A 14,591-nucleotide genomic window follows, 5' to 3' on the forward strand; every position below is an offset into this window, starting at 1 on the left:
TCATGGCAATTTTAGTTGATAAAAATACCAAAGTATTGTGCCAGGGCTTTACCGGTAAACAGGGCACATTCCATTCTGAACAAGCCTTGGCTTACGGCACTCAAATGGTCGGTGGCGTGACGCCGGGCAAAGGTGGCCAGCTTCATTTAAACCTGCCGGTGTTTAACACCATGCGCGAAGCGGTCAAAGAAACCCAGGCCAATGCCAGCGTGATTTATGTACCACCGCCATTTGCCGCTGACTCTATCCTTGAGGCTGCTGATGCCGGCATAGCACTGATTGTGTGTATCACTGAGGGTATTCCGGTGCTGGATATGCTGAATGTGAAAGCAGCCTTGCTTGCTAACGGCACCCGACTGATTGGCCCCAATTGCCCTGGCGTGATTACGCCGGATGAATGCAAAATCGGCATTATGCCGGGCAGCATCCATCAACGCGGCAAGGTTGGCGTGGTTTCCAGGTCTGGCACATTGACTTATGAAGCCGTACATCAAACCTCTGCGCTTGGATTAGGTCAGACGACCTGTGTCGGCATTGGTGGCGACCCGATCAAAGGCCTGAACTTTATTGATTGCCTGGCACTCTTCCAGAATGACCCGGAAACCGAAGCGATTATCATGGTGGGGGAAATTGGTGGTAGCGATGAAGAGGCCGCGGCTGACTTTATCAAACACCATGTGACCAAACCAGTGGCGGCTTATATTGCCGGGTTGACTGCCCCTAAAGGTAAACGTATGGGCCATGCAGGTGCCATTATCTCCGGCGGTTCTGGCCGTGCTGAAGACAAAATCACAGCGTTGGAAGCCGCGGGCTGCGTGGTAGCTGATTCACCTGCAGGCCTGGGTGAAGCGGTATTGGCGGCGATTCAACGTGCTGCAAAATAATTGTTTGGAGATAGCATGAAGCGTATTGCGCGGACGACTTATTGGACCAGCTTGTTGTTGTGTGGCACCGTACTGTTGCTAGGCTTGTCCTTGACCGCTGAAGCTGCAAGCAAAAAAAAGAGTAAAACCAGCCCCGACGAAGCGACCATAGTCGATAAATCAGCCATGGATGCGCCGCCGGTAGACGCCAGCGCAAACATTTCCTATCTGCTGATTGCATCCTCCAAAGGAGATGTCGCAACGGTAAAAGCGTTGCTCAAAAGCGGCGCTAATCCCAATGTCACCGATGCAGAAAAAATAACACCTATCATGTATGCCGCGCGTAAAAACCAGGCAGAAGTCATACGTGTCTTATTGGAAAGTGGTGCCAGCATCAATGCCAAAGACCAGGGTGGCTGGACTGCGCTGATGTTTGCCGCCAAGAAAAACAATATTGATGCCGTGAAAGTATTGCTGGATAAAGGCGCTGATGTAAAAGTCCGTGATCCGGATGGCTGGAGTGCGCTTGGCCTGGCGGCGACTTCAGGCTACAGTGATCTGGTCGGCATGATCATCGCGAAAGGTTTTGATGCCAATGTGCGCGCCAGTGATGGCAAAACAGTGCTGATGTATGCAGCTAAAAGTGGCAGCGTGCCTACTATCACTGCGATTCTTAAAAACGGCGCTGATCCTAACCTGAAAGATAAGCTCGGCACTACTGCGCTAATGATTGCAGCCCGCGAAGGCTTTACGCCTGCCGTGATCTCCTTGCTCGAACAAGGTGCGAAAATTGATGAAGAAGATGAACACGAATGGACAGCGTTGACCTGGGCGGTAAAAAAAGACCAGAAGGATGTCGCCAAAGCTCTGCTGGAGCGCAAGGCGGATATTGATCATCAGGATAGCGAAGGCACACCGCTACTACATTTGGCCGTCAGCAATAATTCACCAGACATGGCGGACTTGCTCCTTAAACACGGTGCCAATGTCAAAACACGCGACCAGTATGGCCTGACTGCTTATGTCTATGCTTTAAAAGCGCAAAACCCGGCCATGGTCGAACTGATTAAAGCCGCAGGTGGCAAATACTGAATGTCCGCTGCATGAAACTCGCCATAGCCCAAATGAATAGCATGGTTGGCGCCATGCAACAGAATGCTGAACATATACTGGAACGCGCCAGCCTGGCCTATGCCGAAGGCGCGCGGCTGCTGCTGACCCCTGAACTGTCACTGTGCGGATATCCGCCGGAAGATTTATTATTCAGGCAGGATTTTTACGAGGCGAATCAACGCGCATTGCATTGGCTGGAACAGCAGTTGCCAAGCGATATGGCAGTGGTGATTGGTCACCCTCAGGAAATTGCTGGCAACCGCTACAATGCAGCTTCCGTGATCCATTCAAAACGTATTCAGGCTACTTACCATAAGCATCACCTGCCCAATTACAATGTGTTTGATGAAGAACGTTATTTTGAAGCGGGCGAGCTACCAGTGGTGTTTGAATGGCAAGGCACGCGTTATGGCATTTTAATCTGTGCAGATATCTGGGAACCGGCGCCCGCACTGCAATCCTTGCAGGCAGATGCGCAAGTCTTGCTGGTGATTAATGCATCCCCCTATCACATGCACAAGCAGCTCACTCGCTACCAGGTTTTGCGAGACCGTATCCGCGAAACCGGCCTGCCGATTATTTACGCGAATATGGTGGGGGGGCAGGATGAACTGGTGTTTGATGGTGGCTCATTCGCTATGAACAATCAGGGCGAGCTCATGCAAGAATTACCGATGTTTGAAGATAAGCTGAGCTATGTGTTACTGGAAAACAACCAACCGGTTGCTACGACACTTGAGACGCATCCGCCATTAGAAGCGACGGTTTATCAAGCTTTGCAATTAGGCTTAAAAGATTACGTCAATAAAAACCGTTTCCCTGGTGTGGTGCTGGGTTTATCGGGTGGCATTGACTCTGCGCTGACACTGGCAATCGCGGTCGATGCATTGGGTAAGGAACGTGTGAAAGCAGTGATGATGCCTTCGGAATTCACTGCAGATATCAGCATTGACGATGCCGCAGAAATGGCCAGACTGCTGGATGTGGAATATAGTGTGTTGCCGATCAAACCTTTATTCAATGGCTTTTGTCAGGCGCTGGCTGAAGAGTTTACTGGTAAGGCATTTGATACCACTGAAGAAAACTTGCAGGCGCGTATCCGAGGCATGTTGCTGATGGCGATCAGTAATAAATTCGGTAATATGGTGATTACCACCGGCAACAAATCAGAAACAGCAGTTGGTTACAGCACCCTGTATGGTGACATGGCGGGTGGTTTTGCGTTAATCAAGGATGTGCCTAAAACGCTAGTTTATAAACTCGCCCGCTACCGCAATAGTCTCGGCCAAGTCATTCCAGAGAGAATTATCACACGTCCCCCAAGTGCCGAATTACGTGCTGACCAAACCGACCAGGATAGTTTGCCGGCCTATGAAATACTGGATGCGATTATGGAAGCTTATGCCGAGAAAGACCTCAGCATTGAAGATATTATCCAACAAGGCTATGCAAGGGCAGATGTCGAAAGAGTGACCCGCCTGATAGACAGAAACGAATATAAACGCAGGCAGGCTGCAGTGGGGGTCCGTATCACTGAGCGTGGATTCGGCAAAGACCGACGTTACCCGATCACCTGCAACTTATCATTTTAGTTTTACAAATTAATTACTCAGTCATTCAGTAACCATGGCATTTGAATTAAAAGCAGCGGTTGCGTAGAATGTTTTAAAAATTAATCACGGAGCACTTATGAAAAAACTAGAAGCCGTCATCAAACCATTCAAACTAGACGAAGTGCGCGAGGCCTTATCAGAAATTGGTGTCAACGGACTAACCGTCACAGAAGTCAAAGGATTTGGACGTCAGAAAGGCCATACCGAGCTTTACCGTGGTGCGGAATATGTGGTGGACTTTCTGCCAAAAATCAAAGTAGAAGTTGTCCTGGCAGAAAACATGCTGGATAACGCGATCGAAGCGATTATTAAGGCTGCGCACACCGGCAAGATCGGTGATGGCAAAATTTTTGTAACTTCGGTAGAGCAAGTGATTCGTATCAGAACCGGTGAAACAGGCGAAGCCGCTATTTAAGCCAAATTACTTTATTCCCATGGCAACTTTGACCTGAAGTTGCCATTCTTACTTCCTACAGGAAAACCAATGAGTTTTACCCTCCTTAAAACCATTGTACTGCTTAGCATTTCCAACCTGTTTATGCTGTTTGCCTGGTATGGCCATCTCAAAAACCTGAATAGCAAACCCTGGATCATCGCCGCCCTGATTAGCTGGGGTATCGCCCTGATTGAGTACCTGTTCCAGGTACCGGCCAATCGCATAGGATTCACACAATTAAACCTGGCGCAACTTAAAATCCTGCAGGAAGTGATTACACTGGTGATCTTTGTACCGTTTGCCATTTTCTATATGCAACAGCCGCTGAAGTGGGACTACCTTTGGGCAGGCTTGTGCATAATGGGCGCGGTATACTTTATTTTCCGCCATTGACTTTCGCCAGCGGCTTACCAGCGTTCTACATGCTCATTGACCCTAACGGGCTATTTCATTTAATAGTCCGCATCCTTATGATTGCCACATTAACAAATCCAAATAACCAATCTTAATCAGGGAAAAAATATCATGAAAAAATTACTTGCCGCAGCGTTGTTGTTAGCCAGTACTTCCGTTTTTGCTACCACCACTACATTTAGTGGCTATGACCAGCCAGGTACAAGCAATTCAAAAACCACCAAAATCAGTATTTCTTATCTGGATGGTAGTTTTGACCTGTCAGGCGTATTGGATCCTAGCTTCAGATTGATTAATGAGCATAACTCAGGTTTCTATAACGGTTTAACTCTGATTAGCGATGCGGATGATACTTTTACATACTCTCCTATCATTTTCCCTTTGCACGATTTTGACCTGACAAGATACACATTCAGCTTCTCAAATCTGGCTGCTGGTACTTACACATTGCAATTCAACCTGATTGCAGGTGGTCACTACAACGGTAGCTACACTATTTCGCCAGTCACCATTCCGGTACCGGAGCCAGAAACTTATGGCATGATGCTGGTAGGCCTGGGCCTGATGGGTACCATTGCACTGCGCCGCCAGAAAAACCGCTAGTTTTTAGCTTTAGTCTTAAATAAAAAGCCTCAATTAATGAGGCTTTTTTTATTGCTCGCAAAACTGAATAACGTTTTAGCATGCCTATGATTGCATGGCAAAAATCTGTCGTACCGCTTCTAAATCGGCGGCGGTATCCACGCCACTGGCCGGTGCGTTCTCAGTCACTGTCACAGCCACCTGGTAACCATGGTATAACACGCGCAACTGTTCCAGACTCTCAATCTTTTCAAGGGCAGTGGCTGGTAAACTGGCATATTGCTTAAGAAAACCAACGCGATAGGCATAGATACCAATGTGCCTATGGGCGATTAACTGCTCCCGGAATTCTGAATCACGTGGATAAGGAATAGGCGCGCGACTGAAGTACAGCGCCTGGTTGTGAACATTTAACACCACTTTGACGATATTGGGATTCTCAAAAGCTGCGCCGTCATGAATGGGATGGCAAGCCGTTGCCATGACTGCTTGCGTATCTTTGGCCAAAGCCTGTGCGACCTCATTGATCAATATCGGATCTATTAGCGGCTCATCGCCTTGTACATTCACCACAATCGTCTCATCGGGCCAGCCCATTTTTTGGACGACCTCGGCAATCCGGTCAGTGCCTGAAAGATGATCTTCACGTGTCATCACTGAGGCAAATCCAAACTGTTCGGCCACCTGTGTAATGGGAGTGTGGTCAGTTGCAATCACCACTTCGCCTGCCTGGCTTTTATTAGCCTGGATAGCTACCTGGATTACCATAGGTTTGCCGGCAATATCCAGCAAAGGCTTACCCGGCAGGCGGCTACTGGCAAAACGGGCAGGAATTACCACTTTAAACATGCGTCTGCCCTACTCTGTGTATTCGTGTTCTTCCAAACGGCGGGCTTCGTCTTCCAGCATGACCGGAATGCCATCACGCACCGGATAGGCCAGGCGGGCCGACCTGGAGATTAATTCCTGTTTTTGTTTGTCGTATACCAGCGGCCCTTTGGTGACCGGACAGACCAGAATTTCCAGTAATTTGGGATTCATTTTAAATTTCCTTCGCGTTTTTTAGCAGGCCCAATACGCAGCCTGCCAAGGTTTGCTGATGTCCTATTGGTGTCAGTTCGGCAGTCACTGGTAGAAACCAGGCATTGTTTAAATCAAGATGTCGACATTTTACGGCATCTTTCTCGGTCATCAGTAGGGTTTTGCCTGCCGCATCCTGAAAATCTTGTCTGGTATATGCATAATGGTCGGCAAAAACTCTCGTCTCAAATACCAGCCCCATTGCAATCAGTGAGTCGAAAAACCTGTGCGGATGTCCTATTCCTGCTATAGCTAACAACGGTTTCTGTTTCAATGCCTGCGCTGAGATTGGACTTGAAAAATCAGAAACAGCCGTCCACTCACCGGCTTGCAAAGATTGTTGAAAACAAGGTTGTTCGAGGGGGACGATTGGTAATTGCCCGGTCTCAACGATGACATCAACTTTTTGCAGGCGGCTCAGGGATTCGCGCAATGGTCCAGCAGGTAATAAACGACCATTACCCAGGCCATGCGGACGCTGCACAACTGCAATTTCAATATCCCGCTGCAAATCATAATGCTGAAGGCCATCATCACAAATTAGGACATCTGTTTGCGGATACGCCTGTAATAAAGCCCGGCCACTTTCTGCACGTAGCGGGTGCACCCACACCGGGCACGCAGTCCGATGTGCGATCAGCACCGGCTCATCACCATATTCAGCAGGCATACTGGTTGGGGTGACTTTGCCAGTGTGCTGTCCCCCATATCCGCGACTCAAAATACCCGGATGGTAGCCAGCTGCCCGTAAAGCATTGGCGAGATAAATGACCAGTGGAGTTTTGCCTACGCCACCTACTGAAATATTGCCCACCACAATAACGGGAACCGGCAGCTTGCTGCTGGAAAACAATCCAGCTCGATATAGCGCTCTGCGCAAGGCGGCCAGGCTTGCGAACAGCCAGGTTAATGGCAACAGCAGGCATTGCGCCCAGCCTTTATATTGCCACTGCTGTTCAAACCATCTGCGCCACATTAATCGTCTTTAAACTCTTTGTGATAGAGCTTGTTGTAGTATCCGTTCAGCGCCAGCAGCTCTTGATGTGAACCGGTTTCAATAATTTTTCCGTGATCCATTACGAAAATCCGGTCAGCATTTTCAACAGTGCTCAGCCGGTGCGCAATCACAATAGTCGTCCGGTTCTGCATCAATCTATCCAGCGCATTTTGCACATGCAACTCAGACTCGCTATCCAGTGCAGAGGTTGCCTCATCCAGCAATAGTATAGGCGCATTTTTAAGGATAGCCCGCGCAATGGCAATGCGTTGTCGTTGACCGCCAGATAAACGCACGCCTCTATCGCCTATTTCACTTTGCAAGCCAAGCGGCATGTGCTCGATGAATTCCCAGGCGTTGGCAGCTTTGGCTGCTGAGATCACTTCTTCTTCGCTGGCGTTACGCAACGCACCGTAGGCGATGTTGTTAAAAATGGTGTCGTTAAATAATACGATATCCTGGCTTACCAGTGAAAACTGGGCACGCAGACTATTCAACTGGTAATCGCGCACATTCACACCATCAAGCGATACTGTTCCCTCTTGCACTTCGTAAAAACGCGGCAACAGGTTGACCAATGTTGTTTTGCCACTGCCGGAACGGCCAACCAGCGCTACTTTCTCACCGGCCCGCACATCAAAACTAAGCTGGTTTAATGCACTTTTCTTGGCCTGGGGGTAACGCACAGTCACGTCCTTAAAGCTTAGCTCTCCCCGCGCATGCGCAATGCGGTAGTCGCCACTTTCACGCTCGTTATCCAGGTCCATCAGCTCGAATACGCTTTGCGCAGCTGCCAGGCCAACCTGTACATCTTCATTTGCGGCAGTAATATGTTTGATGGGGGCAATCAGCATCAGTAAGGCCCCAACAAAAGCGGCAAATTCACCCACTGTGAACTGACCCAACGCGTAGTAAACCACCAGGCCTAAAGCGACTGCGGACAAAATTTCAATCACAAAGCTATTCAGGCCGGAGATTCTGGCAGTGCGTAATTCCAGTGTGCGATTTTTTGCGACTACATTGGCAAATCGCTCATTCTCGAATGTTTGCGCGCCAAAAATCTTGACGATACGCTGGGCTGAAATCGCTTCTTCAGCCGTTTTGGTGATTTCCCCCACCGCTTCCTGGACTTTTTTAGCATTGGCACGTAATTTTGGCGTTGAGCGCGCGAGATACATACCCATCAATGGCGCCACCGCAGCAAACACCAGCGTCAGCTTCCAGTCCAGGTAGAGCATGTAAGCGACCAGCCCGATGACTGTCAGCACGTCGCGTAAAACATTCAACGCCGAACGGGTAACTACGTTGGAGAGACGTTCAATGTCGTAAGTGAGTTTTGAAACCAACAATCCGTTGGAATTGGCATCAAAGAAACTGACAGGCAGCATCAATAACTTGGAAAACACCTGGTTGCGTAATATCTCAACTACGCGCCGCGCAACAATACGCAAGCTATACGATGAAAAGAACCCTGCCAAGGCGCGAATAGCCATCAGGCCAAACAGCATTAATGGCAATAGCAGCATTTCCTGTGCAGACTCTTTCACAAACCCATCGTCAGTGATTTTTTTAATCAATGCCAGAAATGCGGTGTTACTAGTAGAGAGGACAGCGGTGGCCACCATGGAGACCAAGAAATGGAATTTAAATTGCCAGGCATAAGCAATCAACCGGCGGTATAACTGGCCGGGATTAATGATTTTATTCTGCTCAGATTTCTGTCTACGGGACATGCAAATTCTCGGATACTATAAACAAATAGCCCGCCAAAGTTGACGGGCTTGTTTGCAGGCAATCACAGCAAGCTGCAACTCACACATCAATGCGAGTTTACCTGTGTTGCAAAGGTAATATGGGTGTAATTCGCCATGCGCGAGGCTTCCATAATATTAATGACCGACTGATGCGTGGCTTTTGCATCCGCGTTAATAATGATGGTTGGCTCTTTACCGGCCGGGCCACTGGCAGCTGCTTGGGTTAATGCGTTCGACAAATCCGCGACTACCGCACCATTCGCCTCTTTACCGTTTACCAGGTAACGGCCACTGGCATCGACTTCAACCGTAATCGTCAATGGTTTTTCCTGCGGCGAACTGGCGTCCGCGGTAGGTAAATTGATTTGCAGTTCACTGGTACGTGAAAAGGTGGCACTGACGATCAGGAAGATAATAATCACCAGCAACACATCAATCAGTGGAATAAAGTTAATTTCCAACTCTTCGTCGCGGACACCACGCTTGAAATTCATAAATTGCCTTAGCCTTGTATCTTGACTGTGATCAGCTTAATTGCGATCGCCATGAATAATTTCAACCAGCTTGATGGCTTGCTGCTCCATATCCACCAGGAAACCGTCTACTTTACTGCGGAAATAGCGGTAGGCAATCATGGCTGGCACAGCGACCACAATACCAGCGGCGGTGTTGTACAGTGCCACTGAAATACCGCGTGCGAACTGGGCCACATCGTGACCGCTGTTGGTAAACGAACCAAACAGTTCTACCATACCAATCACAGTACCCAGCAAGCCGAGCAATGGGGCGACAGTAGCGATTGTGCCCAGGGTTGGCAAATACTGTTCCAGCTTGTGTGCGACGGCACGGCCGGTTTCTTCAATCGCTTCTTTTGTGATTTCACGGGAGTTACCGATATTGGCAAGTGCGCTGGCGAACACTTTTCCTAACAGGGAGTGGGCTTCCAGGCGGCTTAAGGTTTCACGGGTGATGCCACCTTGCTTAAGCCAGTTTTGTACTTCAGGCAATAATTGATCAGGAGTGACGACCGATGCGCGCAAGGCCCAGGAACGCTCCACAATAATCGCCAGTGCAATGACTGAAGCAATAACCAGAGGCCAGATTGGCCATCCGGCCGCTAAAATGATTTCCCACACAGCAAACACTCCAGTTGTTTTTAAACTTCCGCTACTTTAGCGTTAACCAGCCTTAAGGGCAAGTTTTGTCCAGTATCTGCGCCGTTACAATTCCCAGTAATGCGGTTCTATTTGCCGCCATCGTTTGACTACTGGCGCCTCGCCTGATAAGAAATCAATCAAGATGGCGCCATCGTTGTCTGATCGCAATACTGTTGTCTCGATTGCTTGATAACGTGAAATCACCTCCGGTTTGGGATGACCGAAGCGGTTAAGGTAACCGACAGTGGCGATGGCAATCGCAGGTTTGGTCGCATTAACAAAGCCGATGGTGGAAGAAGTTTTACTGCCATGATGAGGCATGGTCATCACGGTTGTCGCTAACTGATCCGGTTCGGATGCCAGTAAGCGGCGTTCGGCTTCCTTCTCGATATCCCCCGTCAGCAGCAAGCTACCATGAGGTGATTGGACTTGAAGCACGCAACTTTTATCATTATCTTTTAAATCTGTATCGGTGTTTTTTTCGGGTGACAGCATGCGGAAACTAATATTATCCCACTGCCATTGCTGACCCTGATAACACGGTTGCGGCCGCAAAACTGGCGGATTCGGTAAGGTTTGAATTTGTTTGAAAAAATCAGACGCCGGCGTTAGCGAGCTTAGAAAATTATCGACCGATACGCCTGCCAGCACTGAAGCCATACCGCCAGAATGATCATTATCATCGTGAGAAATGACTACTGCATCCAGATGACTCACCCCCAAATGGCGTAAATAAGGAAGTACGATGCGCTGACCGGCATCGCTTTCTTCATTATAAGCAGGCCCGGCGTCATACAGCATAGTATGGTGAGCGGTTTGCACCAGCACACTGAGTCCCTGCCCGACATCCAGCACCGTTACCCGCATTTGACCAGGCTGCAATGCGACTTGCGTAGGTAATAAGAGTGGAAGCCACAACAATAGCCCGGCCCAGCGCAACGGCCAGCCACGCGGCATTAACCAGACCAGCATGCCTGCCATCGCCAGCAGCCAGGCCCAGATCGGTGGCGTGGATAAATAGCAGACCGCGCCCGGCAGTTGGCGTAACCAGTGCAATCCATGTGCGCACCATTCCCACAGAGTAGCGGACAGGTGTAACAAAAAGTCGAGCGGCAGTATAGCGCCATCGATGGCAAGCGGCACGATAGCCAGGCTCACAATGGGAATGGCCAAACCATTCGCCAGTGGTGAAATCAGCGAAAGCTGATTAAAAAGTAAAATAAGTACCGGCACAAACGCCAGCGTGATCACCCACTGGGTTTGCAATGCACTTTGCCACCAGCGCGCGGGCCGCAAACGGCCACTCATGGCAAAAGCCAGAATAGTCACCGCGCCAAATGATAGCCAAAATCCGGGTGCCATTACCGCCCAGGGATCCACCACTAACACCACCCACACCGCGGCACTCAATACCCATGAAAAAGGCAATCGCTGCTTGAGGCTAAGCATGACGATCATGGTCAGCAGCATCAATAATGTACGTTCGGTGGGGATTGAAAAGCCGGCCAGTGCAGAATAGGCAATCGCCACCAGCGCACCACCGACCCCTGCCGCCAGCCTTGACGGTATTCGCAAAGCAAGGCGTGGGCGCAATCGCCAGGCCCAGCCAGTAAGCAGATATCCCATAGACGCCAGCATGGTGATATGTAGCCCTGAAATGCTGATGAGATGATTGATGCCAGTATCCACAAACAGCTGCCAGTCTGCCCGAGCAATCTGGCTATCATCGCCGATCACTAACGCCCGCAATACAGCGCTTTGCGGGGTCGTTCCCAACACTTTTTCAATGCGATTACCGACAGCAGCACGCCAATGAGCAATAAGTGCCGATGGTTTCCACACTAGTCTTTGCAATCGGAGCATAGGTGTTTTGCTCACAATGGCCCCACTAGCGCCGATGTTATTAGACAGGCACCACGCCGCATAATCAAAGCCATGCGGGTTTCTAGTGGCATGCGGGCGCTTTAGCCTGACACTCCATTGCCAGCGCTCTCCTGCCTGCAAGATCGGTAATACAGGAGATGCTTTAGCTGACTCGCCACGATAGGATTGATGATAGAGATGCAACCTTACCCGTTTAGGCATGGGGCAATCTGCCGTGAAACTGCGCTCAACAGCAAAATCCACATGTTGCCCGCGGGCATCACGTTCAGGCACACTGACAATCACGCCTTGTACAGCAATGACCTGTTGCTCGCAGTCTGAGGGTAGTTGCGTTTGCAGGCGGTCCCATGCAAGCAACTGCGCCCAGGCAAACCCGAGTGCAGCAATCAATACAATAATGAATAGTTTACGGAAGGTATGTTGATAAGGAATATGCCGAGCGGCTATCACCTGATTGCCATAGGCTAAGCACCCGATGAGGATTAAGGCTGCCAGCCAGCCCAGCCATGCACTAACTGACCACAGATGCGGTTGTTGCTGAAACAGCCACACACCAAACAACAACCCGACTGTGGCGCCCGGCAGCATGGTATGCGTTACACCGGGGTAAGCGCTGGCTCGGAAATAGATTCAAGGGGTTGCAGTGTGCCGTCTTGCAACCGGTATTGCTTGTGCATGCGTGCAGCCAATGATAAATCATGTGTCACCACCACCAGCGCAGTGCCGCGCTCAACCTGGATGTTTAACAATAACTCAAACACCTGCTCGGCGGTTTGCCGGTCAAGGTTACCGGTTGGCTCATCTGCCAGCACGCAACGCGGCTCTGTCACCAACGCACGTGCAAGTGCAGCCCGCTGCCGTTCACCGCCGGACAATTCGCCTGGGGTATGTTCCAGTCTATGGGCAAGACCGACCAGAGTCAGGTAATACTCGGCTTGTGCCAATGCTTGCGCACGTGGAATGCGGCGGATAAACAAAGGCATGGCTACATTTTCCAGCGCACTGAATTCTGGCAACAAATGATGAAACTGGTACACAAAACCCAGGTACTGGTTACGCATGGCGCTTTTTTCCACTTCGGATAACGTGGTCAACGGTTTACCCAGCCATTGCACTTCGCCGTGCGTAGGCGCATCCAGCCCGCCTAGCAAATGCAACAGCGTACTTTTGCCGCTGCCAGAAGCACCGACAATCGCGATATGTTCACCGGCAGCCAGGCTCAGATCCACTCCGGTTAACACCGAGGTATCCAGGCCCTGATAGGTTTTAGCCAGGCCCTGGCACTGCAAAATCAGATTACTCATAGCGCAAAGCCTCCGCTGGATTCATTTTGGAAGCGCGGCCACTTGGATACAGTGTCGCCACCAGGCTCAGGAAAATGGACAAGCCGATAATCGTTGTGACATCCGACCACATCAGCTTGGAAGGCAGATCACTGATGTAATACACGTCTTTGGATAAAAACTGCACATTAAAAGTACGCTCTATCCATGGCACCACCGTTTCAATATTCAGCGCCAGGATCACACCAAGCAATGCACCAGAGACAGTACCAATCACGCCTATCATGGCGCCTTGCACGACAAACATACGCCGTATCGCCTGCGGCGTGGCGCCCATGGTCCGCAAAATCGCGATATCGGCACGCTTGTCGGTCACAGCCATGACCAGCGTCGACACGATATTAAACGCAGCCACGGCCACAATCAGCGCCAGGATAATAAACATCACGCGTTTTTCCAGCTGAATCGCCTTAAAGAAATTGGCATGCTGTTGGGTCCAGTCAGTAATGTAATAGTTCGGCCCCAGCGCTTGCATCAACTCACGGCTAACGCGGTCTGCAGCAAACAGGTCAGCCAGTTTCAAACGCAAGCCGGACACCTGGTCGCCCAAGCGATATAGTTTGGCAGCGTCATCCAGGTGTATCAATGCCAACCCGGCATCATATTCATACATACCCACCTGAAAAATACCGGTCACGGTAAATTGTTTGATACGTGGTACCAGACCCGCTGGCGTTACCTGGCCTTGCGGTGCCATCAGCACCACCTTTTCGCCTATGCGCACGCCCAGTGCCTGCGCCAGGTCACCGCCGAGGACGATATTGAATTTCCCCGCCTGCAAATCCTCTAATTTACCTATTTTCATTTGCGTCGATAAATCCGACACTGCGCCTTCGGCCGAAGGCAGCACCCCACGAATTAACACGCCTTGCACTGCCTGGTCACGCGTCAGCATGCCTTGCGCCATCACATAGGGCGCCATGCCTTGTACCGGGCTGGAGAATGTTTTTGGTGGCAGGGATTGAATCTGGCTTTGCACATGCTGCCAGTCAGACAAGCCAGCATCAAAACTGCGTACTTCTATGTGTGAAGCCACACCCAGAATGCGTTTACGCAATTCGTCCTGGAAACCATTCATCACAGACAATACGACAATCAAAGCCATCACACCCAAAGCGATGCCTATCATGCTGGTCAGTGAAATAAATGAAATGAAATGATTGTTACGTTTGGCACGTGTGTAGCGCCAGCCTATCCACAATTCATAAGGTAGCCGTTGGGCCAACGCGTGTTTAAACGCGGAAAAAGAAGCTTTATTCATGCTCGCATGTTAACAGGTTTAAAGCCTAATTTGATCGCAAAAGCGCAAGGTTTAAACGAGTTGTGATACATCCATACCGGCTTCAAACTCATAA

The 14,591-nt window shown here is 50.0% G+C and carries 15 protein-coding genes; 6 read left to right on the forward strand and 9 right to left on the reverse strand.

Annotated elements, in window-relative coordinates:
• Positions 1–2: 2 nt before the first annotated feature.
• The 6 genes from sucD (at position 3) to ASG34_RS02850 (ending at position 5,042) form a co-directional block, all read left to right on the forward strand.
• The gene (gene sucD, locus ASG34_RS02825; protein WP_055826224.1) at positions 3–884 is read left to right on the forward strand and encodes a succinate--CoA ligase subunit alpha; all 882 of its coding nucleotides are present in this window, start codon (positions 3–5) and stop codon (positions 882–884) included.
• Between the two features lie 165 nt (positions 885–1,049).
• Positions 1,050–1,955, forward strand: coding sequence for an ankyrin repeat domain-containing protein (locus ASG34_RS02830; protein ID WP_082504804.1), 906 nt, complete (start codon positions 1,050–1,052; stop codon positions 1,953–1,955).
• Between the two features lie 11 nt (positions 1,956–1,966).
• Positions 1,967–3,568 carry an NAD+ synthase gene (locus ASG34_RS02835; RefSeq protein WP_055826226.1) on the forward strand — a complete coding sequence of 534 codons (1,602 nt, stop codon included), beginning with the start codon at positions 1,967–1,969 and terminating at the stop codon, positions 3,566–3,568.
• Positions 3,569–3,665: 97 nt separating this feature from the next.
• Positions 3,666–4,004 (forward strand): P-II family nitrogen regulator, encoded by a 339-nt coding sequence (locus tag ASG34_RS02840; protein ID WP_055826229.1) that lies wholly within the window; start codon positions 3,666–3,668, stop codon positions 4,002–4,004.
• Positions 4,005–4,073: 69 nt separating this feature from the next.
• Positions 4,074–4,418 carry a DMT family protein gene (locus ASG34_RS02845; RefSeq protein WP_055826230.1) on the forward strand — a complete coding sequence of 115 codons (345 nt, stop codon included), beginning with the start codon at positions 4,074–4,076 and terminating at the stop codon, positions 4,416–4,418.
• A gap of 132 nt (positions 4,419–4,550) precedes the next feature.
• Positions 4,551–5,042: an FxDxF family PEP-CTERM protein gene (locus ASG34_RS02850; protein WP_229007724.1), complete on the forward strand. Its 492-nt coding sequence runs from the start codon at positions 4,551–4,553 to the stop codon at positions 5,040–5,042.
• A gap of 84 nt (positions 5,043–5,126) precedes the next feature.
• On the opposite strand, the gene kdsB is transcribed toward ASG34_RS02850, so the two are convergent.
• The 9 genes from kdsB to ASG34_RS02895 form a co-directional block, all read right to left on the reverse strand.
• Complete coding sequence (gene kdsB, locus ASG34_RS02855) at positions 5,127–5,870, reverse strand: 3-deoxy-manno-octulosonate cytidylyltransferase (protein ID WP_055826234.1); 744 nt, start codon at positions 5,868–5,870, stop codon at positions 5,127–5,129.
• A 9-nt stretch (positions 5,871–5,879) separates the two neighbouring features.
• Entirely contained in the window at positions 5,880–6,062 is a 183-nt protein-coding gene (locus ASG34_RS02860) for a Trm112 family protein (RefSeq protein WP_055826237.1), read from the reverse strand.
• 1 nt (position 6,063) lies between these two features.
• Entirely contained in the window at positions 6,064–7,077 is a 1,014-nt protein-coding gene (gene lpxK, locus ASG34_RS02865) for a tetraacyldisaccharide 4'-kinase (protein WP_055826239.1), read from the reverse strand.
• Positions 7,077–8,831 carry a lipid A export permease/ATP-binding protein MsbA gene (gene msbA / locus ASG34_RS02870; protein WP_055826241.1) on the reverse strand — a complete coding sequence of 585 codons (1,755 nt, stop codon included), beginning with the start codon at positions 8,829–8,831 and terminating at the stop codon, positions 7,077–7,079. The genes lpxK and msbA overlap by 1 nt, the downstream gene beginning before the upstream one ends.
• A gap of 86 nt (positions 8,832–8,917) precedes the next feature.
• A complete protein-coding gene (locus ASG34_RS02875) occupies positions 8,918–9,346 on the reverse strand; it encodes an ExbD/TolR family protein (protein WP_055826243.1) in 429 nt (142 codons plus the stop codon).
• A 36-nt stretch (positions 9,347–9,382) separates the two neighbouring features.
• Positions 9,383–9,988, reverse strand: a complete 606-nt coding sequence (locus tag ASG34_RS02880) for a MotA/TolQ/ExbB proton channel family protein (RefSeq protein ID WP_055826245.1) — start codon at positions 9,986–9,988, stop codon at positions 9,383–9,385.
• An 84-nt stretch (positions 9,989–10,072) separates the two neighbouring features.
• Positions 10,073–12,481, reverse strand: coding sequence for a DNA internalization-related competence protein ComEC/Rec2 (locus ASG34_RS02885; RefSeq protein WP_055826247.1), 2,409 nt, complete (start codon positions 12,479–12,481; stop codon positions 10,073–10,075).
• 8 nt (positions 12,482–12,489) lie between these two features.
• Positions 12,490–13,197 carry an ABC transporter ATP-binding protein gene (locus ASG34_RS02890; RefSeq protein ID WP_055826249.1) on the reverse strand — a complete coding sequence of 236 codons (708 nt, stop codon included), beginning with the start codon at positions 13,195–13,197 and terminating at the stop codon, positions 12,490–12,492.
• On the reverse strand, positions 13,190–14,497 hold the full coding sequence (locus ASG34_RS02895) for a lipoprotein-releasing ABC transporter permease subunit (RefSeq protein WP_055826251.1): 1,308 nt from the start codon (positions 14,495–14,497) through the stop codon (positions 13,190–13,192). Before ASG34_RS02895 ends, ASG34_RS02890 begins: the two co-directional genes overlap by 8 nt.
• Between the last annotated feature and the right edge of the window lie 94 nt (positions 14,498–14,591).

It is taken from the genome of Methylophilus sp. Leaf416 (assembly GCF_001424665.1).
GTDB lineage: Bacteria > Pseudomonadota > Gammaproteobacteria > Burkholderiales > Methylophilaceae > Methylophilus.

Excerpts from the sequence above, each read along its gene's own strand:
- sucD (WP_055826224.1), top strand. The coding sequence starts at position 3 with ATGGCAATTTTAGTTGATAAAAATACCAAAGTATTGTGCCAGGGCTTT.
- ASG34_RS02890 (WP_055826249.1), bottom strand. The coding sequence starts at position 13,197 with ATGAGTAATCTGATTTTGCAGTGCCAGGGCCTGGCTAAAACCTATCAG.
- ASG34_RS02895 (WP_055826251.1), bottom strand. The coding sequence starts at position 14,497 with ATGAATAAAGCTTCTTTTTCCGCGTTTAAACACGCGTTGGCCCAACGG.
- msbA (WP_055826241.1), bottom strand. The coding sequence starts at position 8,831 with ATGTCCCGTAGACAGAAATCTGAGCAGAATAAAATCATTAATCCCGGC.
- ASG34_RS02830 (WP_082504804.1), top strand. The coding sequence starts at position 1,050 with ATGGATGCGCCGCCGGTAGACGCCAGCGCAAACATTTCCTATCTGCTG.
- ASG34_RS02850 (WP_229007724.1), top strand. The coding sequence starts at position 4,551 with ATGAAAAAATTACTTGCCGCAGCGTTGTTGTTAGCCAGTACTTCCGTT.
- ASG34_RS02885 (WP_055826247.1), bottom strand. The coding sequence starts at position 12,481 with ATGCTGCCGGGCGCCACAGTCGGGTTGTTGTTTGGTGTGTGGCTGTTT.
- ASG34_RS02835 (WP_055826226.1), top strand. The coding sequence starts at position 1,967 with ATGAAACTCGCCATAGCCCAAATGAATAGCATGGTTGGCGCCATGCAA.
- ASG34_RS02845 (WP_055826230.1), top strand. The coding sequence starts at position 4,074 with ATGAGTTTTACCCTCCTTAAAACCATTGTACTGCTTAGCATTTCCAAC.
- lpxK (WP_055826239.1), bottom strand. The coding sequence starts at position 7,077 with ATGTGGCGCAGATGGTTTGAACAGCAGTGGCAATATAAAGGCTGGGCG.
- ASG34_RS02840 (WP_055826229.1), top strand. The coding sequence starts at position 3,666 with ATGAAAAAACTAGAAGCCGTCATCAAACCATTCAAACTAGACGAAGTG.
- kdsB (WP_055826234.1), bottom strand. The coding sequence starts at position 5,870 with ATGTTTAAAGTGGTAATTCCTGCCCGTTTTGCCAGTAGCCGCCTGCCG.
- ASG34_RS02860 (WP_055826237.1), bottom strand. The coding sequence starts at position 6,062 with ATGAATCCCAAATTACTGGAAATTCTGGTCTGTCCGGTCACCAAAGGG.
- ASG34_RS02875 (WP_055826243.1), bottom strand. The coding sequence starts at position 9,346 with ATGAATTTCAAGCGTGGTGTCCGCGACGAAGAGTTGGAAATTAACTTT.